Here is a 20872-nt window from a genome sequence, read left to right as displayed (position 1 = left end):
CAGGCCATGATCAGCTGGCTCGGGCACACCACAGCCACCGGGCGGTTCGGCCTGACGGTCGCTGTCGCGACGGGCGCCGCCAGCGTGTTGATGTGCTCGCACGACTGTCGAGTCCACACTCACCTGCGGCAAGCGATTCCGGCTCGAACCCGGCCGACCCCGCCCTGCCCGAACCGCCCACCGCGACTTTCGCCTCCTGCTCCAGTCGCACCTGCGCGTTCAGCGCCGCGACGAGCGGTTCGACGTCGAGACCGATCCGCTCCGCGCCCGCGCGGGCTTCCCGGTCCCAGCGCGTCGCGGCTTTCGCCAGCGGCGCGCGGGCGAGCGCGGCAACCTCGCCGTCGTCCACGTGGTCGCGAATCTTGGCCGCCGCCAACAGTAGTGAGGCGGTGGTGGCGAGCTGAACGCCGGGCGAATCGGCGGTGGCCACCGACGCGCGGCGCATTCCCCGCAGCGGACACGGCGCCGCGGTGGTGCGTGCCGACGAACCGGACTGCGCCTCGGTGAGCATGCTCAGCACCAGCGCGTCCTTGTTGGTGGTGGCGCGGGCGAGCTGACCGTGCCCGTCCCGCAGCCCGAGACACAAACCGCACAGATGCGCACGCCACTCGGCCGCATCGATTCCGTACTTCTGAGCGCCGTGCGCACACGGCCTGAGCAACCCGAACACTTCCGCCCCGTTTCTCCCGGCTCGATCGAATGAGCCGGTCCGCGTTTTGCGAACTCACGCACTGTGGCAGGAGGGCGGCGCGGAAGCAACCAGGGTGGGAAAAAGGCGGCTACTCGGTCTTCTTCCGGCCCGCCAGGCCGCGCCAGGCCAAGTCGTCCAGCAGGTCGACCGCCTCGGCGACTTCGATGCGGCCACTGGCCAGCCGGTCGGCGATGGCCTCGCCCGCGCCGATCACCGCGACCGCGACAACGTCGAAGTTCGTCCCCGGTTCGGCGTGCTTGGCGCTGGACTCCAGCAGTTTGGCGGTCAGCTCGATGACGCGTTCGCGCGCGTTCTCGATCTCCGAGGCGAACGCCTGCTGGCCGATGGCCTGCCGGTAGAGCACCTGCCAGGAGCGCCGGTTGCGGTCGACGAAACCGAGGAAGCCCTCCAGCGCGGTGCGCACCTGCTCGTGTGGCGTCAACAACGGGTTGCCCGCGGGCGCGACCGATTCGATGAACCGCAGCCCCTCCCGCTGGATGCAGGCACGGAATAGCTCGTCCTTGGAGCCGTAGTACAGATAGAGCATCGGCTTGGAGATCTTCGCCTCGGCGGCGATCGCGTCCATCGACGTGTCGTGGAAGCCTTTACGCGAGAAGACCTCCACGGCGGCGTCGAGCATCTGCTGCTCGCGTACAGCCCGCGGAAGTCGCTTCGTACCGCCCGCCATCAACACTCCTACCACAGGTGAATCTCATATATTACTCCAAGGTAAGTTCCGGCGGTCCGATTTGCTCACCCGTCGCCCGACTCGGCCGTGCGGCGCGCTCAGCAGCGCGGCAGCGCACCTTTGAACGCGGCCATGCGCAACACCGAGGCATCCACCTGCGCCATCGGCAGGCGCCCGCTCGACACGGCCTGCTCCAGCCGGTCGAGCACCTGAGGCACCGCATCGGTGGTGATCCACAGGGCATTGTCCGCGCCGGCGAGCAGCGCGGCTTCGACGGCGTCTTCGATCGACATCCGGCTGGTGATCGCCGCCATGCCGCCGAGATCGTCGGTGAAGATCGGTCCCTGGAACGCGGCGGCGCCGTAACCGGTGCCCTCGCGCAGCAAACGCATCGTTTCCGGACTGATGCTGGCGGGGACGTCCGGTGTGGTCAGTCCGGGCACGTCCAAGTGACCGACCATGACGGCGGCGCCCGAACCGACCAGGTCGCGGAACGGCGCCAAGTCCACCGTCTGCATCTGCTCCAGCGGCGGGGTGCGCACCGCGCCGGTGTGCGAGTCGCCCGAGGCGGAACCGTGGCCGGGGAAGTGCTTCATCACCGTGCCGACGCCGACCTCGCGCATAGCCCGGATGTAGGCGTCCGCGTAGCGGGTGACCACCGCCGGATCGTCGGAGAAGGAGCGGTCGCCGATGACCGTGTCGTCGGGCTGGGAGCTGACGTCGACATCGGGGGCGAAGTTCACCGTCACGCCGAGGTCCTTCAGCGCCCGACCCCTGGCCAGCGTCGCGCTGTAGTACTGCTCGGGACTCATGGTCTGGGCCGTCTCCCGCGCCGACGGAGCCGGGCCGATCAGGTCGCGCACCCGCGAGACGCGGCCGCCTTCCTCATCGATGGTGACCATCAGCGGTACCTTGGCGGCCTGTGTCACCTGCGTGATCTGCCCGGAACCGAGCAGCGCCTCGTCGGTCCAGCCGCCCACGAAGATGCCGCCGATCTGCTCATCGCGCACCACGCCGGCGGCGTCGGCGGCGCCGGTGACGCCGACGGTCAGCAACTGGGCGAGTTTCCCGCGGGTGGTGAACTGCGCGAGGTATCCGGCGTTGCAGTCCGGGGGCGCCGAGCCGGTAGCCGGGATCGCTGCGGTGGTCGCTTCCGGCGTGGTGGTGCTCGACGAGGCCGACTCGGTGGAGCCGCCGTTCGAGCAGGCGGTCGCGACGGCGGCGAGAACGGCGAGGACGAGCAGAGGCGTCTTCCGCATAGAGGCCAACCGTACTCGTCGCGAGGTGCGCGACCGCAGTCGCTCCAGCCCTACCGGGCAGGTAACTCGCGCGCGGCGCCGAATGGCCGTCCCGGCGCGGGGCCGCCTCGGAGCGATATCACCGGCGGCGCCGAGCATTTCGTGTCGCCGCCCTCCGGCAGCGCGCCGGCGCCGGCCGCGCGCCGCCTGCCGCCGCTCATGCTCGGACGGGATACGCCGGACATCACCGCGGCCGGGCTGGTCGCGGCCCGCGTTCTCGCAGGTGGAAGCCGGAAAACGAGCCGGTTGACGCGCGCCGCCGAGGGTAACCTCATGGTGTCGGCATGCGCCTGCCCAGGAGGTCATCGTGCCCTGCGATCTGATGCTCATCGCCTACGACGGCTCGGAGAACGCCAAACGCGCCGTCCAATACGCCGGGCGATTCCTCAGCGCGAATAGAGCCATCGTGCTGACCGCCTGGGAGCCCATGGTGCGTCAAGCCGCTCGCCTGTCCGGGCTTTCGGGCGTCATGCAACCGGAATGGGTGCCCGACGACCAGCTCGAGGACATCGCCTACGTCGACGCGCGCGCCACCAACGCCGAGGGCGTGCGGCTGGCCGAGTCGGCGGGACTGAACGCCGAGGCGCGCACCGCCGAATGCACCACGACCATCTGGAACGCCATCGTCGATTGCGCCGACGAGCTGGACGTCGACATCATCGTCGCAGGCACCCGTGGCGCCACCGGGATTCGCGCGCTCCTGCACAGCAGCGTCGCCGACGCCGTCCTCAAGCACTGCCACCGCCCCGTTCTGCTGGTCCCACCGGGCAAGAACTCCCCGGCCGCGCACGCGTGAGATCTGGATCGCTCCAGCGCGATAGGGCGCGTCGACGGGGTTAGGTTGGGGTCATGGATGGGTTCCTGCTTGCTCGGGCCGACGGAGTTGTTCGGGGTCATGGGAGCCGCGTCTTCTTCGACGACGCGCGAAAAGCGCGGGCAGCGCTGCGGGAGGGCCGCGCGGAGCTGGTCGTCGGTGCGTTGCCCTTCGATCCACGCAAGCCCGCCGCGCTGTGTGTGCCGGAGCACGCCGAGCACACGGCGGGTCCCTGGCGGCCCGCCGCGCTGCCGGATCTGCCCGACGTGCGAGTGGTGGCCGAGATACCGAGCCCGGCCGAGCACGTGGCGCGCGTGACGAAGCTGGTCGAGCAGCTCAACGATCCCGCGCAACCACTCCGCAAAGTGGTCGCGGCGCGTTCGGTGCTGGCCGAGGCGCGTTCGGCGCTCGACCCGGAAGTCGTCGCCGGGCACCTGCTGACCAGGCATCCGCACGCGAACGTCTTCGCGGTCGACCTGACGCCCGCCGGACGCCCCGGCGCCACCCTGGTGGGGGCGACGCCGGAGGTGCTGATCGCTCGGCAGGGCGACATCGTGACGCTGCGCCCGCTCGCGGGCACCTCGCCGCGGCTGCCCGACCCGGATGCCGATGCCGCCCAGGCCCGGGAATTGCTGACCAGCACCAAGAATCGCGACGAGCACGCGTTCGTGATCGACTGGATCCGGGCGCGGCTCGGCCCGATCTGCGCCGAACTGTCGATTCCTGACACACCGGAGCTGGTCAGCACCCATGAGGTGTGGCACTTGGCGACGCCGATCACCGGCCGCCTGAGCGACGCCACGATCACCGCACTCGACTTGGCGCTGCTGCTGCACCCGACGCCCGCGGTCTGCGGCACCCCCACCGATCTGGCTCTGGACACGATCACGCAGATCGAGGAAGACCGCGGGTTCTACGGCGGCGCTGTCGGCTGGTGCGACGCGGACGGCGACGGCGCCTGGGTGGTCGCGATCCGCTGTGCGGAACTCTCGGCCGACGGCCGAACCGTGCGGGCGCACGCGGGCGGCGGCATCGTCGCGGCCTCCGACCCGCAGGCGGAACTCGACGAGACGACCGCGAAACTGCGCACCCTCCTCGGCGCGCTGCACTGCGCTCTCCCCTCGCGCTGAAGCGCCCGATCGGGACCGTCCGGCAGCAGCGTGCCGAGCTGCTCGGTGCGCTCCAGGCGGCGGTCCGCCGGACAAGCCGCCGGAGATTCGGCGGCCTGAACGCATACAAATACCGGACGCCCTGCTAGGTTGACCGGGAACGTGCCTGCATCGACGTATTGGAGTGCCGCGATGAAGTTTGCTGTCCCTGGTGTTGCGAGTGCCGTCGCGGGCGCCGTGCTGGGCGTTATCGGTGTCTTCCTGATCACCATGGCGATCCAGCAGAACACGCGACCGGACATCGACCGCAGCGGCGACAAGGACTCCTCGCTGCTGAACAACGTTGAGTACGGCAGCCGCTGACCCGCTGACCTCCGCTTCACCCGCCGACTCGCTCGGATCGCCCGTGGCGCCGGGGCAGCACAGCACCGCGCCGCTGGGCAGACGTTGGTTCGCCGCGACCGTCGTCGCGGCGTTCCTGCTGACCTTCGCGCAGGCGCCCGGCCTCACGGTCGCCGACACGAAATACGACCTGGCGCAGAATCCGCTCGGCTTTCTCGCACGCGCGAGCCATCTGTGGAGTAGCCAGGCGCCGATGGGCCAGGTGCAGAACCAGGCCTACGGATACTTCTTCCCGCACGGTGCGTTCTTCTCGCTCGGCCATGTGCTGAACGTGCCCGCCTGGGTGACGCAGCGGATCTGGTGGGCGCTGCTGCTGCTCGCCGGATTCTGGGGGATCGTCCGCCTCTGCGAAACGCTGGGCATCGGGACGCGCGGGTCGCGCGTCGTCGCCGCGCTCGCCTTCGCGCTGTCGCCACGGGTACTGACCACCATCGGGTCGATCTCCTCGGAGACGCTGCCGATGATGCTGGCGCCGTGGGTGCTGCTGGCGCCCGCCGCGCTCGGCGTCGCCCGGCGCGACCGGCAGCGGGGCGGAGCCGCCTCGCCCGCCGGAAGCGCGCTGGCGCTGGCCTTGATGGGCTCGGTCAACGCGGTCGCGACGGTGGCCGCCTTCCTGCCCGCTCTGCTGTGGTGGGCGTCCTACCGGCCGAACCGGCGGTGGTGGCGTTTCACCGCGGCGTGGATCCCGTTGCTGGTGCTGGCCACGTTCTGGTGGGTGGTGCCGCTGCTGCTGCTCGGCAAGGTGAGCCCACCGTTCCTGGACTACATCGAGTCCTCGGGCGTGACCACACAGTGGGCGTCGCTGGGCGAAGTGCTGCGCGGCACCGACAGTTGGACGCCGTTCGTCTCGCCGGAGCGTATCGCGGGCGCGGTGCTGGTGACCCAGCCTGCGGCGGTGCTGGCGACCGGGTTGGTCGCGGCGGCGGGCATGGCGGGCCTGGCTCTGCGGTCCATGCCGTATCGCGGCAGGCTCGTGCTGATCCTGTGTGTCGGGCTGGTCGGTATCTGCGCCGGATTCGTCGGTGAGCTGGGTGGACCGTTCGCGGAGTCGGTGCGCGTCTTCCTGGACTCCGGCGGCGCCCCGCTGCGCAACGTGCACAAGCTGGAGCCGCTGATCCGTATCCCGCTCGTGCTCGGGCTGGCTCAGCTGCTCGCCCGGGTTCCGCTGCCCGCCTCCGCGCCGCTGCCGGTCTGGCGCGGCGCGTTCGCGCACCCGGAACGGGACCGCGCGGTCGCGGTCGCGGCACTGATCCTCACCGCGCTCGCCCTGTCCACCTCACTGGCCTGGACCGGCAGACTCGCGCCGCGCGGCGCCTACGACCACGTGCCCGCCTACTGGCAGCAGACCGCCGACTGGCTGGCGGACAACGCCGCCGACACCCGCGCTCTGGTGGTGCCCGGCGCTCCCTTCGGCAGCCAGGTCTGGGGACTCACCCGCGACGAACCGCTGCAAGCGCTGGCCGAAACCCCCTGGGCGGTCCGCGACGCGGTGCCGCTGAACCCGCCCGGCACCATTCGCGCGATGGATTCGGTGCAGCGGCTCATCGCCGACGGCAGGCCCTCGGCGGGGCTCGCCGCGACACTGACGGCCCAGGGCATCGGCGTCGTCGTCCTGCGTAACGACCTCGACCCGGAGACTTCCCGCTCGACCCGGCCGATACTCGCCCACCAGGCGCTCGACGGCTCGCCCGGCCTGCGCAAGGTGGCCGAGTTCGGCGATCCGATCGAATCCGTGGTGATCGCCGACGACCTGGTGGCCGACGGCGACCTGCGCCCGCCGTACCCGGCCATCGAGATCTACCGGGTGGACGCGCCGGGACCGGGCACGCCCGCCGAGGTACGAGGCGGAACCGGCGCACCGGAGGCGTTCCCCGGCGCGTACACCGTTCCGCTGGGGGACGTTCCGGTCGTCCAGGGTGGACCGGAAGTGCTCGAGCGAATGCATCGTGACCCGGGCGCCAACCGGACCCTCACCTTGCTCGCCGCCGACGCGGCCGAGGCCGGGTTGCCGATCGGCCCGGTGACCGTCACGGACACGCCGATGGATCGCGAAGCCGATTTCGGCCGGGTGGACAATCACAACTCGGCGCTGCGCGCCCCCGACGACGCGCGCCGCACGCACAACCTGGTGCCCGATTATCTCGTGCCCGGCGCGGAACTGGTGCGCGGTGAATGGTCCGGCGCCACGATCACCGCGTCGAGTTCGGCCGCGGACGCCACCCAGCTCGGCGGAGCGGCGCCGGGCAGTTCGACCGCGGCCGTCGTCGACGGCGACCCGGCCACCGCGTGGATCAGCAACGGCATCGAACGCGCCCTCGGCCAGTGGCTCCGGCTCGATCTCGATCGCCCCATCCGAGCCGGGCAGCTCAGCATGACGACCAGTTCGGCCGCCATCGGCGACCCGATCAAGTGGATCGAAGTGCGCACCGCGAACGGCACCGTCTCGGTCCGGGTCTCCGAACCCGGTGTGCCGGTCTCGGTTTCACTGCCCGCGGGCCGCACCGAGTGGCTGACCATCACCGCCATTCGAACCGAAGGCGGCTCCGGCGGCGGGCAATTCGGCCTCAGCGAACTCGCGCTGGACGACTATTCGCAGCGCGACGCGCCCGTGCGGGTAGACATCCGGCACCGGACCGTGGTGCCGTCGGGTCCAGCCGACGCTCGCGTGCGGGCGTGGGATCTCGGCCAGGAATTCCCCGGCCGCAGCGCGTGTTTCGACGCGCCCGACCGGGTGCGTTGCAGCAAAGGTCTGGCCCTGGCGCCGGAGGAGCCCGGCACGTTCCAGCGCACGCTGACCGTTCCGGAGCCGATGGCGGTCTTCCCGGAACTGACCGTCCGCACCAGGCAGGGTCCGGCCCTGGAGGCGCTGCTCACCGACCGCGCCCGCCCGGTGGCCAGGGGCAAAGCCGACGTGGGCGATTTGCGCGGCGCCGCCTTCGCCGCGACCGACGGCGATCCGCGTACCAGCTGGACCGCACCGGAGGACTCGGTCCGCGAACTGACCGGCGGCAGGCCGACCCTCACGATCGAGCTGCCCGAGCCCGTGCTGGTGACCGGCCTGGAACTGACCCCATCGCTCGGCGGCCTGCCCGCGGCGCCCACCTCGGTGACGGTGAATCTCGGTGACGGTCCGCAAGTGCGCGAGCTGGACGACGGCGATCCGGGCGCGCCGACGCGAATCTCCCTGCACCCCGCCGTGACCGATCGCATCGAGCTCAGCATGCGGACCTGGCGGCCGGTACTGGACAAGACCGCGCTCGGCTTCGTGCAGACCCAGCCGTCCGGCCTGGCGGAGGTGGCGGTCCTGGGGCCGGACTACCCCACGGCCGCGCCACTGGACCGCGAGATCACCGTCCCGTGTGCGCTGGGCCCGACGATCGACGCCGGCGGGCGCACTTTGCGCACCACGGTCACCGCCACCGTCGGCGAATTGCGTTCCGGCGCACCGGTTCCCGCCCGGGTGTGCACCGACGACGCGGCCGAGCCGGAGTCCGGGGCACCGGGCGAGCTCGCGCTGCCGCAGGGCCGGGCCGACGTGGCGGTCGGGCCGACGGACCTGTTCTTCGTGGATCGGCTGCGCTTGAACCGCTCCGGGACGGAAACCTCCGCTCCGCCGGTGTCCGACGCCCGAACCCGCCTGCTCGTGCTGCCGCTGAGCACCAACGTCGGATGGCGCGCGACCAGCGCGGACGGGCGCGCGCTCGAACCGGTGGTGGTCGACGGCTGGCGGCAGGCCTGGCTGCTGCCTGCCGATGCCACCGGCCCGGTGACGGTCGCTTTCCCGGTCGATCGCTGGTATCGCCTCGGCATCTTCGGCGGCCTGCTGCTGCTCCTGCCGCTCGCTGTCCTGGCCGTCCCCCGTCGCGGCCGCGGATCGACCCGCACCGATGCGGTCGAATCCGAGCAGGTCCGCGCCGACACGCACTCCCCTGCCCCCGACGCGCGCGGCGAAGTGCCGGACACCTGGGGCCGCCGCTGGCTGGGCGCGGTGGGACTCGCCGGTGCGACCACCGTGATCGCCGGTCCGGTGGGCGCGGGCGTCACAGTGATCGCCTTGGCCGCGCATCGTTGGACGTCGTATCTCCCCGCCCGGGCACTCGTCGTCGTCGCGGGTGTGGGCACGATGCTGTCGGCCGCCGTGCTGTCCACCGGTCCATGGCGCTCGTCCGAGGGTTATATGGGCGGGTCCTTGCTGGTGCAACTGCCCGCCCTGGTCGCGATCGTCGCGGTGGGAGTCGCGGCGCTGCCCCGGCCGAAACGCGCCGAACGAGCCGGTGGCGGCCGGTCGGAGGATGCCGAGCCTTCGGCGCCACCGCGCTGACCGCTCACCGGTCGTCGTCACGCGCCGACGCGCCGACCGGAACGCACGAACGGTCTCCGGTCGCCGAGGCGCCCATTCGCCATGCGACGCAACGGCACTGGTTGCTAACGTGACCACGCGTGAACACCTGTGCCGAATGCGGTTTCGTCTACGACTTGGCTTCGGCGGCCGACGTGCCGTCGCTGGCACGGGAGCACGCCGTGGAATACGCCGATCTGCTCGGTAGCGACAGCGGCAGACTACGACAGCGCGGCAAGCCCGATGTCTGGTCGCCCCTGGAATACGCCTGCCACATGCGCGATGTCCTGCTGGCCCAGCGCGAGCGCGTGCTGGAGGCCCGCCGCTCGGACAACCCGACCGTCACGCCGATGGGCCGGGACGAGCGCGTCGAGTACGACGGCTACGCCGAGCAGAATCCCGCGGACGTGGCCCGCCAGATCCGCGACGCCGCGCTGCTGTTCGCCAACGTGCTGGAGCGGCTCGGCGACGACGACTGGGAGCGCACGCTGCGTTTTCCCTACCCGGAGCCCGACGAGCGTTCGCTGCGCTGGCTCGCGGTGCACACCCTGCACGAGCTGCGCCACCACCTGGTGGACATGCACCGGCAACTGGACGGCTGACCGCGACGATCAGGGCGCGGGCTCGGGTTCCGCGGTTCGCCGGACCCGGTCCCGGCTGCGGACCCAGCGCCGCACCGGCTCCTCCACCAGCGCGTAACTGGCCGCGGCGACCGGAAGGGTGATGGCGACCGTGAGCACCAGGACGTAACCGAAGTCGCCTTGGAAGGGCAGGATGCCGAACACCGGGAACACGATCGACAGCACCGCGAGGTGCCAGATGAAGATGCCGTAGGACCAGCGCCCGAGCGCAGCGGCCACCGGCGACTCGAGCCAGCGGTGCCCGCGCGCCGCCGGATCCCGCAACACCAATGGCGCGAGCAAGGCGAACCCGATGACCGCGCCGAGTCCCATCTTCACCACGTACTGCCAAGGCTCGGCCCGAGTGAGCCCGGCGGGACCGGCCACATCGGTTGCCGCGAGCAGAAAGGCGGCCGTCGCGACCGTCCACATCAGGGGCTGATTCGCCCCGATTTTCCACCAGCGTGATAGCCGAACGCTATGTTCGGCGAGCTCCGCCAGGAGCATGCCCGCGGCGAACCAGGGCAGATAGCCGGGCAGCCAGTTGTCCGCGTGGATCGCGTCCGGAGTCGGCACCGGAATGAAGTTCCAGCCGAGGCTGACGACGGCCACGGCGAGCAGCACCGGCACCCGCAGGCGCGCCGCTGACCCGCGCAGGCGCACCAGCGCGAACGCCAGCACGGGCAGCACCAAGTAGAAGGCCACCTCCACCGACAGACTCCACATCTGCGTGAGACCGTCGGTCAGCGTCAAGGGCACGTAGATCTGCAGCAGCGCCAGGTTCGACACCCACACCCGCATGCCCGCGGTCCCGGCGGCGCTGGGCAGCAACACCAGGACCGCGCACACCACCACCCAGTAGGCGGGCAGGATGCGTGCGGCACGATGCCGCAGGTAGTAGCCGACGGGCGGCGCGGAGTCGAGTCCGCGCGCGGCCGCGGCGTGCGGCCGCCAGAGCAGGAACCCCGACAGCGCGAAGAACACCGCCACCGCCATGTCGAACCGTCCCCACACCCGGCCGACGACCGGCGTGCCGGATTCTCCGGTCTGGAAGGCGACGTGGGTCAGCAGCACGCCGAGCGCGGCCATCCCGCGCATGCCTTCCAGCGCGGGCACGAACGCGCGCGGGCGCACCCGTTCTCCGGCGGGCGTGGGGGTGGGCAGGGTCGCTGTCATCGGCTCCAGTCTGCCTTGCGAATCCACAGTTGATAACCCGACGTTTCAGATTTCGCGTTAGACTCGGGCGATTTCTCGGCCGTTTCCGGCCTCGACGCGGCATAGTACGACATCGGACTGTTAGTGTCGGGGCTCACGAGTGCCGCGGCCTGCCCGCAGTGCTCGCCGGAGCGACCTGTGTTCTACGACGAGGAGAGTTTGCATGGCACTGAGTGCCGGTACCAGAAGGACGGTGGCCTGCCTGCTCGTGGGTCTCGGCGCGTTGCTGATCGTCGCCGCAATCATGATCCCGACCTACACCGTCGACAAACTGGCGAAGACTCCCCTCGATCTGGAGATCACCACGATCGCGACGAATCAGCAGGGGGAGGACAGCCTCGTGCTCGACTCCAAGTCGCTGACCGCGCCGGAGGGCTCGGCCAAGGTCGATACCAACGTCCCGCTGGTCTCGCAGCGCTTCCTCACCGTCGAGGAGCCCGCCGACGCCCAGCAGATGACCGTGCAGGCGGGCCAGACGCTGCGGCGCATCGACAAGCAGGGCGACACCGGACTGCTGACCGCGACCATCGACCGGGTCACCATCGACCGCGTAACCGGCATGCCGGTCGACACGGACCCGAACGGCTCCATCGCGGTGACGACGAACCCCCAGGGCGAGAGCATCGCCGAGCCGGTGCAGCACACAGGTCTGCAGTACCGGTTCCCGATCGGCACCGAGAAGAAGAGCTACCCGTACTTCGACCTCAACACGCGTAAGACCTACGACGTGAACTTCATGGGCGAGACCGAGGTCAACAACACGAAGGTCTACCACTTCCAGATGTCGGTGCCCGCCACCAGCCTCTGGGACGTCGTGCAGGCGCCGACCAACCGGCTGAGCCTGCCCGCTGCCAAGTGGGGCGTCGAGGGCGGCGAGGCCCCGGTGACCATGACGCGCTACTACACCAACACCCGTGACCTGTGGGTCGAGCCGGAGACCGGCACCGTGGTCAAGGGCGGCGAGGCACTGCACCTGTACTACTCGCGCACCGCGGACAAGCCCGAGGTCACCGCGCTGAAGTCGCACCTGGTGTTCGACGAGAACACGATCGAGTCGCAGATCTCGGTGGCCAAGGAGAACATCGACAAGCTGTCGCTGTACGGCCGCGTCATGCCGATCGTCCTCGGCGTCCTCGGCGTGATCGCGCTGATCGCCGGTGTGGTTCTCGGTCTGCGCGGCGGCTCGGCTGCGCGGCCTGTACGGGCGGGCGGCGCCCCTGGCCAGCGTCCGAGCGGCGCGGCTTCATCCGGTCCCGCTCCGCGTGGTAACCGTGGCGCCGACGATGCGCCGACCGAGCAGATCCGGATCAACAAACAACCCTGATCCGGCTGACCGCCTCTGAATTCGGCTCCCCCGCCCTGCGGCTGGGGAGCCGAACTCGTTTCGGTGTCCGCGCGCTTCGGCGACACGAGCGTGCCTCGATTGATCGGCAGCATCGCGCCCGCACGCCGGGACGTGAGGCGGCCGAAGCCCGCTCGGCTATCTCGCCCTCGGGGTGGGATGGACACCCCCAACTCACTCGGCCCGGTGGCGAAACAGGCAGCCAACCGTCGTGGCGTCCTCCTTCGGGCATCACCAGACGGGGCGGAAGAATGCGCGGGCAGCGCCGTGATCGTCCGCGCTCGAAATGTCGACCGCGAACGATCTCCGGTCAGCCGACCGGGCGCAGCGGCTCCGGACGTGTGGTGTGATCGGCCGCGCGCAGGACGATGACGGCGACCACGAGGGTGGTGGTGGCCGCGACCGATACGGCCGTGATGATCAGCGCCGGTGTCGAGCGGGCCAGCGTGAGCATCAACGTGACTTCGACGACCAGGCCCAGCCAGGTGACCAGCGCGAGCGAAGTGCGGTCGACGGCGATGGCCGACAGCACCGCGCCTTGCAGCACGGCCAGCAGCGCGCCGTGCAGCGCGAACACCCACAGCAGATCCTGGATCGGGGCGTAGTCCTCGCCCGCCAGCAGCGGAGCGAGCGGCGCGGCGAGCACGGCGCCGAGCACCGCGATCAAGCCGATCCCGCTGAGCACCGCGAGCGCCGCCCGGATAGCGCCCGCCGAGTGCGTCGGCTGCGCCATCCGCGGATAGAGCACGACACCGACCGCTTGCGGCAACCAGAAGGCGATCTTGGTGGCGATGGCGCCGAGCGCGTAGCGGCTGGCGTCCACGTCGTCGAGCACCATCCGGACCACGATCAGGTCCGCCGACGACAGCGCCATCAGCGCCGCCTGCACCTGGGCGGCCCGCAGCACCGGCAACACGCCCGGGGCGGCGGCGACCGCGTCGGCTCTGACTCCGCCGGGGACGCGCGCGGACGCCACACCGGCGACGATCCTGGCGAGCAGAGCCGCCGCGGCGACCCCGCAGGCCGCCGCCCACAGCGCGAGCGTCGCGCCGCCGCCCAGCGCGAGGACGACCAGGGCGGGCGAAACCCGGGCGATCCCGGCGGCGCCGAGCACCATGCCCAAGGCGCGAAACCGCCTGCCGCCTTGCAGCACTCCTTGCTCGCCGGACAACAGCACCAGCGCAGGCGCCGCACCCAGCGCGGCCGCGGTGGCGGCCACCCCGACGTTCAACGCGACGGCGACCAGCGGCACCAGCACCGCGGCCACCGCGGCCACGATCACCGCGCACCGCCACTGGAGCCCCCGCAGCGCCGCCATTCCCGCCCCGCGCACGAGTTCCCGGGCGACCACGTTCTGCAACGCCAGCGCGGGCACCGCACACAGCAGCTGCACCGCGAGCAGACTCGCGAATTCGCTGTATCCGGTGACCCCGAGCCACCGCCCGGCCAGCAGCTGCAGCAGATACCCGGCGACGTTGGCGGTCATCGCACCCGCCGTCACCCACGTCAGATCCGCCACCACAGGAAACCGATGGACAGCAGACACGCCGCCCATCGTCCCACCCGCACACCCGGTCCCGCGTCCCGCCCCGCCGGACCACGCGACCTGCTCGCGGCGGACGCGACAGTTTCGGAGCGCGGTTCGGGCGCTCGCACACGGCAGGGCCGGTAGCGCCAACGGCACGGCCCGTGCGCGCTCGGCCCTGCGGCGGCGGTGATGGGGACGTACAGTGCTCAGGCGTGAGCGGGAGCGGTCGGGATCGAGCGGTGGCTGCGGTGTACAGCGCGGCCGGGGCTCTGCTCGTGACCGGGCCGTTGGCCGCGCCGGGGTATCTGCTGTTGCGCGACGCGGTGAGCACGCCGCGCAGCTATCCGACCGACTCGGCGCTCGGTCTCGGCGACGCGGCGCCGCGGGCGGTGCCGCAGGACGCGCTGCTCGCCGTGCTGTCGGCGTTCGTCGACGGTGGGGTGCTGGTGAAGGCGATCCTGATCGTCGCCCTGTGGGCCGCGGCGTACGGGGCGGCGACGCTCGCTCGCGTACTGCTGCGCGCGTCGCTCGGGCCGCAACTGGTCGCCGCGACGGTGGCGCTGTGGAACCCGTACGTGGCCGAGCGCCTGCTACAGGGGCATTGGAGCCTGCTGGCCGGTTATGCCGCTCTGCCGTGGACAGCCCTGGCCGCCTACCGCCTCCGATCGACGGCCACCGCGAAGAAACGCGAGGGATTTCTGTCGCATCCACCGGCCCAGCCCGAGAACGACCTGGTAGCAGACGGCCCACCGCATGAAGCCGAGCACGTCGACAAAGCCCCGATCTCGGATACGACCGAGACCAGCGGGCAGACCGATGAAGCCCAACCGGTGGACGCACCGACAACCGGTTCGTCCGAACGCCTCGGCGCGGCCACAGCAGCCGACTCGACGGCGCGTTCCCGCAACGGCGCGCGATCCGACGCGGCGCGCAGAGACCGGAGGAAAGGGCCCATCGAGGCGGCGCAGCGCGGGAGTGCGCGAACGGCGACCGCCTGGGCGGCCCTGGCCGGATTCCTCGCCGCCGCGGGGCTCACACCGACCGGTGCGCTGTTGGCGGGCGCGACCGCGTTCGCCCTGGTCCATCGACGCCAACTACCCGCTACGTTCGTCCTGTGGCTGGCCGGCTCGGCGCCATGGCTCGCCGCGACGGTGCTGTCGGGCGCGGGCAGTGAGCCGTCCGATCCCGCGGGCATCGCGGCCTTCGCCGCTCGTGCCGAACCCGGCCTCGGCACGCTCGGCAGCCTGGCCGGCCTCGGCGGGATCTGGAACTCCGAAGCGGTACCGGATTCGCGCGCCACGCCGCTGGCCACGATCGCGACGCTGCTGTTGCTGGTGATCGTCGCGCTGGGCGTGCGCTCCGTCGCCACGGGCGGCGCCGACCCGGACAACCGCCATGTCCGCCGCGCGCTGCTCCTGCTCGCGGCGGTCGCGGTCCTGTTTCCCGCGCTCGGCGCGACGGCGTGGGGAATGCACGCACTGGAGTGGCTGGTCACCCACGTGCCCGGCGCGGGACTGCTGCGGGACTCCCAGAAGTACGTGGCCCTCGCCATGCCCGCCTATGCCTTGTGCGCGGCGGCGGGATGCGCGGTGGCGGCCCGGCGCCTTTCGTCCGCACAGCGGTTCACGACAACAGATCGGCCTGCGGCGGCGCCTCCGGCCGTGACATCCACGGTCGCGGCGGTATTCGTCGTCCTTCTCGTGTTGCCGTTCTACGACCTCGCGTGGGGCGTCGGCGGCGCCGTGCGGGCGGTGCACTATCCCGCCGGTTGGCAGCAGGTCGCCGAACGTATGGACGGCCCCGGCGACGTCGCGGTGCTGCCGGGCGGGATGTTCCGCAAGTTCCGCTACAGCGGCCCGGCGCCCGTGCTCGACCCGGCGCCGCGCATGTTGCCCAACGACGTCCTGCAGACCGGTGAGCTTCCGGTGCGCGGGCGTACGGTGTCCGGCGAAGGTTCTCGCGCGCGAGAAGCGGAAACACGTCTGCTCCACGGCGCCTCGGCTGCGGACTTGGCCGGCCTCGGAGTCGGCTGGGTCCTCGTCGAACGGACCACCCCCGGGCCGCTCGGCGCATCGGCGACGACCCTCGCCCAACTGGAGCGGATCTACGAGGACGCCGACCTGGCGCTGTATCGCGTGCCCGGTGTCATCGAGCGCGGTGGATCGACGACCGCGCAACGCTCCGTCACCGCCGCCGCCCATATGCTGTGGGCCGCGCTACTCGTCGCGGGCCCGCTGGTCGCTCTGGGTACGCGCGCCCGATCCCGCGCCAGAACGCAGCGCTAGGACCGACCCGCACGCGACTGCCCGAGCAACGGCGCCCCGTGAGCACCGGCCTCCGCGACGAACACACCCGCGCTTCTCGGCGCGCTGGGTTCAGTCGACCGTCCGGGGCGCGATCAATCCGGTGACATGCTCGCCGCGGGCAGCGGCGACCAGGACCTCGTACACGCCCTTTCCGGTTTGCTCCCAAGAGAATTCGCGAGCGCGGGCGCGGGCCTTCTCACCCATGACGGTGCGCGCTCCCGGATCGTCCAGCAGATCGCCGACGGCGTCGGCCAACTGGGCGACGTCGTCGACCAGGATGCCGGTGGCGCCGTCGACGATGGAATCGGTGAGCCCGCGCGAACTCCGGTATCCGACCGTCGGCACACCGTGCTGAGCGGCTTCGATCACCGCCAGGCCCCACCCTTCCTTCCGGGAAGGCAGCACGTGCACCCAGGCGCGGGCGAGCAGTTCGTGCTTGCGGCGCTCGTCCACGTGCCCGTGGAAGGTGACGGCGTCGGCGATGCCGAGTTCACGGGCGTTGTCGCGCAGGTTGTCCGCCCACCAGCCGCCGCCGATCACGTCGAGACGCAGACCGGGAATACGGTCACGCAGCCGGGCCACGGCCGCGAGCGCGTCCTCGATCTGCTTGTGCGGCACCAGCCGGGACAACACCACGACAGTGGGTGCGGCAGTGCGGGTTTCCGCGGCGCCCGTCGGCGCGTCGATTGGAACCGGTTCGGCTCCGTTGCGGACCACCGCGATTCGCGCACGGTCCACACCGAGCGTGGCGAGTTCTTCCGCCGAGGGCAGCGAAACGGTCAGGTATTGGTTGCGCCGGTGCACGCGGGGCGACAGCCGCGACTCGATCCACCAGCCGATGCGACCGACCACCCGGCCCGCCACCGGCCACTGCTCGCGGTGTCCGTGGTGCACCAGCACCACCGACGGGGCCGTGGTGGCGGCGGCTGCGAAGAAGGGGATGCCGTTCTGGGTGTCGATCACCGCGTCGGGCCGCACGCCGCGCAACGAGCCGAGGCCGATTCTGGCGAGCAGGAGCGCGGCGAGCGCCCGCGGGTACACCGTGTAGCGTCCCCCCGCCCGGCTGATGTCGATGCCGTCGACACGTTCCCGCCGCGGCGCCCCGGGGTAGCGGGCGGTGCGCAGGGTGACTTTGACCCCGCGTGCCGCGAGCTGCGCGCCGACCTGCTCGAGGTACCGCTCGCTGCCGCCGCCCTGCGGGTGCCCGGTGTCACGCCAGCAGAGCAGGAGGACTTCGCGCACGGTGGAGCTTCTCTCGGTCAGTAGGTCCCGGTTGGGAACGTCGGATGTCGCGCTACACCCTAACCCGAGCACCCGCCCGAGAGGCCCACCATCGGGGTTGTGCGAGACTCGGCGCCGTGCTCAAAGCCGAAAAAACGCCGACGCGCGGCAGCTCGCCCCGGTTCGCCCGCCGGGCGACCCTGCGCCGGTCGCTGCGGCTGCTCGGTAGTTTCCGGTTCGAGCAGACCGACCCGGCGCTGTTCTACGGAGGTCTGGCGGCCGACACCGCGGCGATGATCGCCGACTTCTACGCCGACCTCACCGGCCGGTCGCTGGACGGCGCGACGATCCTCGACGTGGGCGGCGGACCGGGTTACTTCGCCGACGAGTTCGCCCACACGGGGGCCCGCTACATACCGGTGGAACCCGACCCGTCGGAGATGCACGCCGCCGGGCTCTCGGTGGCGGGCGCGGTGCGCGGGTCCGGGATGGCGCTGCCGTTCCGCGACGACGCGCTCGACATCTGTCTCTCGTCGAACGTCGCCGAGCACGTCTCGAAGCCGTGGGTGATGGCCGAGGAGATGGTGCGGGTGACCAGGCCCGGCGGGTTGATCGTGCTCTCCTACACGGTGTGGCACGGCCCGTTCGGCGGGCACGAGACCGGGCCGTGGCACTACCTCGGTGGCGAGTACGCCGCGCGCCGCTACCGGCGCAAGCACGGACGCGAACCCAAGAACAGGTTCGGCAGGTCGCTGTTCGCGGTGCGGGCCGCGGACGGATTGCGCTGGGCAGCAGGCACTCCGGCCGAGGTGCACACCGTCTTTCCGCGCTACCACCCCCGCTGGGCGTGGTGGTTGGTCCGGGTACCCATGATGCGAGAGTTACTTGTGAGCAATCTGGTCGTTGTGGCAACTAAAAGTTAGCCGAGGTAAGGCTCCAGCCATCCTCGACGCCAGTGCCGCTTCCCGCACGGCGCGTGCACGGGCTCGCTCCACGGCGATTCCCGCATAGCCAACCCGACGGTCTCGAGCGTGGTCAGACCGACCATGTCGGCCAGCATCCCGACGGCGGCGACCGCCTCGGCTGCCTGCATAGCCGCGGTCGCCTGCTCGATCGTCAGGGTGCGGCCGGGTAGGAAGGAGACCACCCACCCACCGCTGCCGACACACTTAGCCTGATGCTCGGTTTGATCACTGGTCATCAGCGACCGGCCGATCACTTGCACCGCCATGACTCGGACTCCCCAGTTTGCGGTAACGGTTCGGTAATGGAGCAAGCCGATATGTCGCTACAGCATCCCCTTTCCAGCAACAGAACGCAATAGTGCGTTCTGCGAAAAGCGAACCGAGAGGTCGGGATTCACACCGGTCAGGGCCTCGCGATCGGCCAAAATTAGAACAGGTTACAGACAGAAGAGGGGCAAAACTGTAACGTGTTCTCATGCATTACGACAGCTTGTTCATCGGCGGCCGCTGGACCGCTCCAGCCACCGCCGAGCGCGTCCAGGTCATCTCGCCGGTCACGGTCGAGCCGGTGGGCAGCGTGCCCGCGGTGAGCCGGGCCGATGTGGACGCCGCGGTCGCCGCGGCCAGGCACGCCTTCGACCACGGCCCCTGGCCTGCCACGCCGCCGAAGGAGCGCGCCGCGGTGCTCACCCGCGTGGCCCGGCTGATCGAACAGCGCTCCGCCGATCTGCTCGCCGCGCTGACCGCCGAGGTCGGCGCACCGCAGATGATCGCGATGACGCTGAATCAGATCCCGGCGGTCGCCGCATTGGACGCCTACGCGGCTTTGGCCGAGTCCTTCCCCTGGCAGGAGACCCGGGTCGGCGGGTTCGGCACCACACGGGTCACCCGCGAGCCGCGCGGCGTCGTCGCGGCGGTCACCGCCTGGAACGTTCCACTGTTCCTCGCGGCCAACAAGCTCGCCCCTGCCCTGCTGGCCGGTTGCACCGTCGTACTGAAGCCGTCCCCGCTGACGCCGATCACGGCCAATATGCTCGCCGACATCTGCACCGAGGCCGGGCTGCCCGAAGGCGTGCTCTCGGTGCTGCCCGCCGAGCCCGACGCGGCCGAGTACCTCGTCTCCCATCCCGGTGTGGACAAGGTGACCTTCACCGGGAGCACCGCGGTCGGCCGCAAGATCGGCGCGATCGCCACCGGTCAGCTCAAGAGTGTCTCGCTCGAACTCGGTGGCAAGTCGGCGGCGATCCTGCTGCCGGACATGGACGTCGCGACAGGCATCCCGATGCTCGCGTTCTCCGGCCTGATGAACAGCGGTCAGGGCTGTGTCGCGCAGACCCGCATCCTCGTTCCGCGCAGCCGGTACGACGAAATACTCGACGCGCTGGTCGGACACGTGAAGACGATGAAGGTGGGCGACCCCAGCGATCCGAGCGTGCAACTGGGTCCGCTGATCTCCGAGCGACAGCGGGACCGGGTCGAGGGTTACATCGCCAAGGGAAAGGCGGAGGGCGCACGACTGGTGCTCGGGGGCGGCCGCCCGGAGGGCTTGGACCGCGGCTGGTTCATCGAGCCGACGATCTTCGCGGACGTGGACAACAAGTCGACCATCGCCCAGGAGGAGATCTTCGGGCCGGTGCTGTCGGTCATTCCGTACGAGACCGAGGACGAGGCCGTCGCCATCGCCAACGACTCGGTCTACGGCCTCGCCGGTTCGGTGTGGACGGCCGACGTCGAGCACGGCGCCGAGATCGCGGCGCGGGTGCGTACCGGCACCTACGCGATCAATTGGTATGCGTTCGACCCGACTTCGCCGTTCGGCGGCTACAAGGCCTCCGGGCTGGGACGCGAGAACGGCCCAGAGGGCTTGGATTCGTTCTGCGAGCAGAAGTCGCTGCTCATGCCACTCGGCTGGACCGGATGATCAGTCGGGTGGCATGACCACCCGCAGGAGTGGGGCGCGGTTGCCGTAACGCGGGGGTGGGGCGTCGACGATCTCGACGCGCCACCCGGGCGGCAACACCGCGCGCAGCCGCTCCGCGACCCGGCGCAGCGGCGTGCTCGCGGTCGCCGAATCGAATTCGGCAACCATTGGGGCAAGGGACGTCGCCGTCTCCAGATCGGCCATGCTCCAACCACCTCTCGCGCGTCGATCTCGCCGTACGCCGCGGGCACCGCGGGTCCGACGTCGGAAGGGAAGTCGTTCAGTCGATCAGTTAACCGTCAGTAATCCGACTGTGTGATGCGGAAGGAAGAACACGCCAAGCATAAGTTACAACTACACAAAATCTCTTACCAAGATCATTACCCCATTCCATGCACTGGTAAACCCGTCGA

At 70.7% G+C, this 20872-nt stretch carries 17 protein-coding genes; 9 read left to right on the top strand and 8 right to left on the bottom strand.

What is annotated here, in order from left to right; genetic code table 11:
• Window positions 1-10: 10 nt before the first annotated feature.
• The 3 genes from GVY39_RS12150 to GVY39_RS12140 form a co-directional block, all read right to left on the bottom strand.
• A complete protein-coding gene (locus GVY39_RS12150) occupies window positions 11-661 on the bottom strand; it encodes a DUF5685 family protein (RefSeq protein WP_201295203.1) in 651 nt (216 codons plus the stop codon).
• Window positions 662-779: 118 nt separating this feature from the next.
• The gene (locus GVY39_RS12145) at window positions 780-1379 is read right to left on the bottom strand and encodes a TetR/AcrR family transcriptional regulator (RefSeq protein ID WP_040870930.1); all 600 of its coding nucleotides are present in this window, start codon (window positions 1377-1379) and stop codon (window positions 780-782) included.
• A gap of 98 nt (window positions 1380-1477) precedes the next feature.
• A complete protein-coding gene (locus GVY39_RS12140; RefSeq protein WP_159923219.1) occupies window positions 1478-2638 on the bottom strand; it encodes a glycoside hydrolase family 3 N-terminal domain-containing protein in 1161 nt (386 codons plus the stop codon).
• 346 nt (window positions 2639-2984) lie between these two features.
• On the opposite strand from GVY39_RS12140, the gene GVY39_RS12135 reads away from it, so the two are divergent.
• From GVY39_RS12135 to GVY39_RS12115, 5 genes are all read left to right on the top strand, one after another.
• Window positions 2985-3473: a universal stress protein gene (locus GVY39_RS12135; protein WP_159923221.1), complete on the top strand. Its 489-nt coding sequence runs from the start codon at window positions 2985-2987 to the stop codon at window positions 3471-3473.
• Window positions 3474-3526: 53 nt separating this feature from the next.
• Complete coding sequence (locus GVY39_RS12130) at window positions 3527-4621, top strand: isochorismate synthase MenF (protein ID WP_159923223.1); 1095 nt, start codon at window positions 3527-3529, stop codon at window positions 4619-4621.
• 171 nt (window positions 4622-4792) lie between these two features.
• Window positions 4793-4963: a DUF2613 domain-containing protein gene (locus GVY39_RS12125; protein ID WP_159923225.1), complete on the top strand. Its 171-nt coding sequence runs from the start codon at window positions 4793-4795 to the stop codon at window positions 4961-4963.
• 43 nt (window positions 4964-5006) lie between these two features.
• Window positions 5007-9323, top strand: coding sequence for an alpha-(1->3)-arabinofuranosyltransferase (locus tag GVY39_RS12120; protein ID WP_236565397.1), 4317 nt, complete (start codon window positions 5007-5009; stop codon window positions 9321-9323).
• Between the two features lie 119 nt (window positions 9324-9442).
• Window positions 9443-9943: a DinB family protein gene (locus GVY39_RS12115; RefSeq protein WP_195069725.1), complete on the top strand. Its 501-nt coding sequence runs from the start codon at window positions 9443-9445 to the stop codon at window positions 9941-9943.
• 9 nt (window positions 9944-9952) lie between these two features.
• Here the strand turns inward: GVY39_RS12115 and GVY39_RS12110 are convergent, their stop codons facing one another.
• The gene (locus tag GVY39_RS12110; RefSeq protein WP_159923229.1) at window positions 9953-11137 is read right to left on the bottom strand and encodes an acyltransferase; all 1185 of its coding nucleotides are present in this window, start codon (window positions 11135-11137) and stop codon (window positions 9953-9955) included.
• Window positions 11138-11339: 202 nt separating this feature from the next.
• Here GVY39_RS12110 and GVY39_RS12105 point away from each other — a divergent pair, with 202 nt between their 5' ends.
• Window positions 11340-12500 (top strand): DUF3068 domain-containing protein, encoded by a 1161-nt coding sequence (locus GVY39_RS12105; protein ID WP_159923231.1) that lies wholly within the window; start codon window positions 11340-11342, stop codon window positions 12498-12500.
• Between the two features lie 328 nt (window positions 12501-12828).
• On the opposite strand, the gene GVY39_RS12100 is transcribed toward GVY39_RS12105, so the two are convergent.
• Window positions 12829-14073, bottom strand: a complete 1245-nt coding sequence (locus GVY39_RS12100) for a polysaccharide biosynthesis protein (RefSeq protein ID WP_159923233.1) — start codon at window positions 14071-14073, stop codon at window positions 12829-12831.
• Window positions 14074-14258: 185 nt separating this feature from the next.
• Here GVY39_RS12100 and GVY39_RS34340 point away from each other — a divergent pair, with 185 nt between their 5' ends.
• Window positions 14259-16331 (top strand): hypothetical protein, encoded by a 2073-nt coding sequence (locus tag GVY39_RS34340; RefSeq protein WP_236565398.1) that lies wholly within the window; start codon window positions 14259-14261, stop codon window positions 16329-16331.
• Window positions 16332-16421: 90 nt separating this feature from the next.
• Here GVY39_RS34340 and GVY39_RS12090 read toward each other — a convergent pair whose 3' ends face one another.
• Window positions 16422-17594 (bottom strand): glycosyltransferase family 4 protein, encoded by a 1173-nt coding sequence (locus GVY39_RS12090; protein WP_159923235.1) that lies wholly within the window; start codon window positions 17592-17594, stop codon window positions 16422-16424.
• 116 nt (window positions 17595-17710) lie between these two features.
• Here GVY39_RS12090 and GVY39_RS12085 point away from each other — a divergent pair, with 116 nt between their 5' ends.
• Entirely contained in the window at window positions 17711-18496 is a 786-nt protein-coding gene (locus tag GVY39_RS12085; protein ID WP_159923237.1) for a class I SAM-dependent methyltransferase, read from the top strand.
• On the opposite strand, the gene GVY39_RS12080 is transcribed toward GVY39_RS12085, so the two are convergent.
• The gene (locus tag GVY39_RS12080; RefSeq protein ID WP_159923239.1) at window positions 18493-18804 is read right to left on the bottom strand and encodes a hypothetical protein; all 312 of its coding nucleotides are present in this window, start codon (window positions 18802-18804) and stop codon (window positions 18493-18495) included. The two genes, GVY39_RS12085 and GVY39_RS12080, sit on opposite strands and share 4 nt — an antisense overlap.
• Before the next feature lie 209 nt (window positions 18805-19013).
• Here GVY39_RS12080 and GVY39_RS12075 point away from each other — a divergent pair, with 209 nt between their 5' ends.
• Window positions 19014-20459, top strand: coding sequence for an aldehyde dehydrogenase (locus tag GVY39_RS12075; protein WP_159923241.1), 1446 nt, complete (start codon window positions 19014-19016; stop codon window positions 20457-20459).
• Here GVY39_RS12075 and GVY39_RS12070 read toward each other — a convergent pair whose 3' ends face one another.
• Window positions 20460-20663, bottom strand: a complete 204-nt coding sequence (locus tag GVY39_RS12070) for a hypothetical protein (protein ID WP_159923243.1) — start codon at window positions 20661-20663, stop codon at window positions 20460-20462.
• Window positions 20664-20872: the final 209 nt, after the last annotated feature.

Origin of the sequence: Nocardia sp. CY15 (assembly GCF_009829295.1) — a bacterium.
GTDB classification, from domain to species: Bacteria; Actinomycetota; Actinomycetes; order Mycobacteriales; family Mycobacteriaceae; genus Nocardia; species Nocardia sputi.
This window is presented reverse-complemented; position numbering and strand designations above follow the sequence as displayed.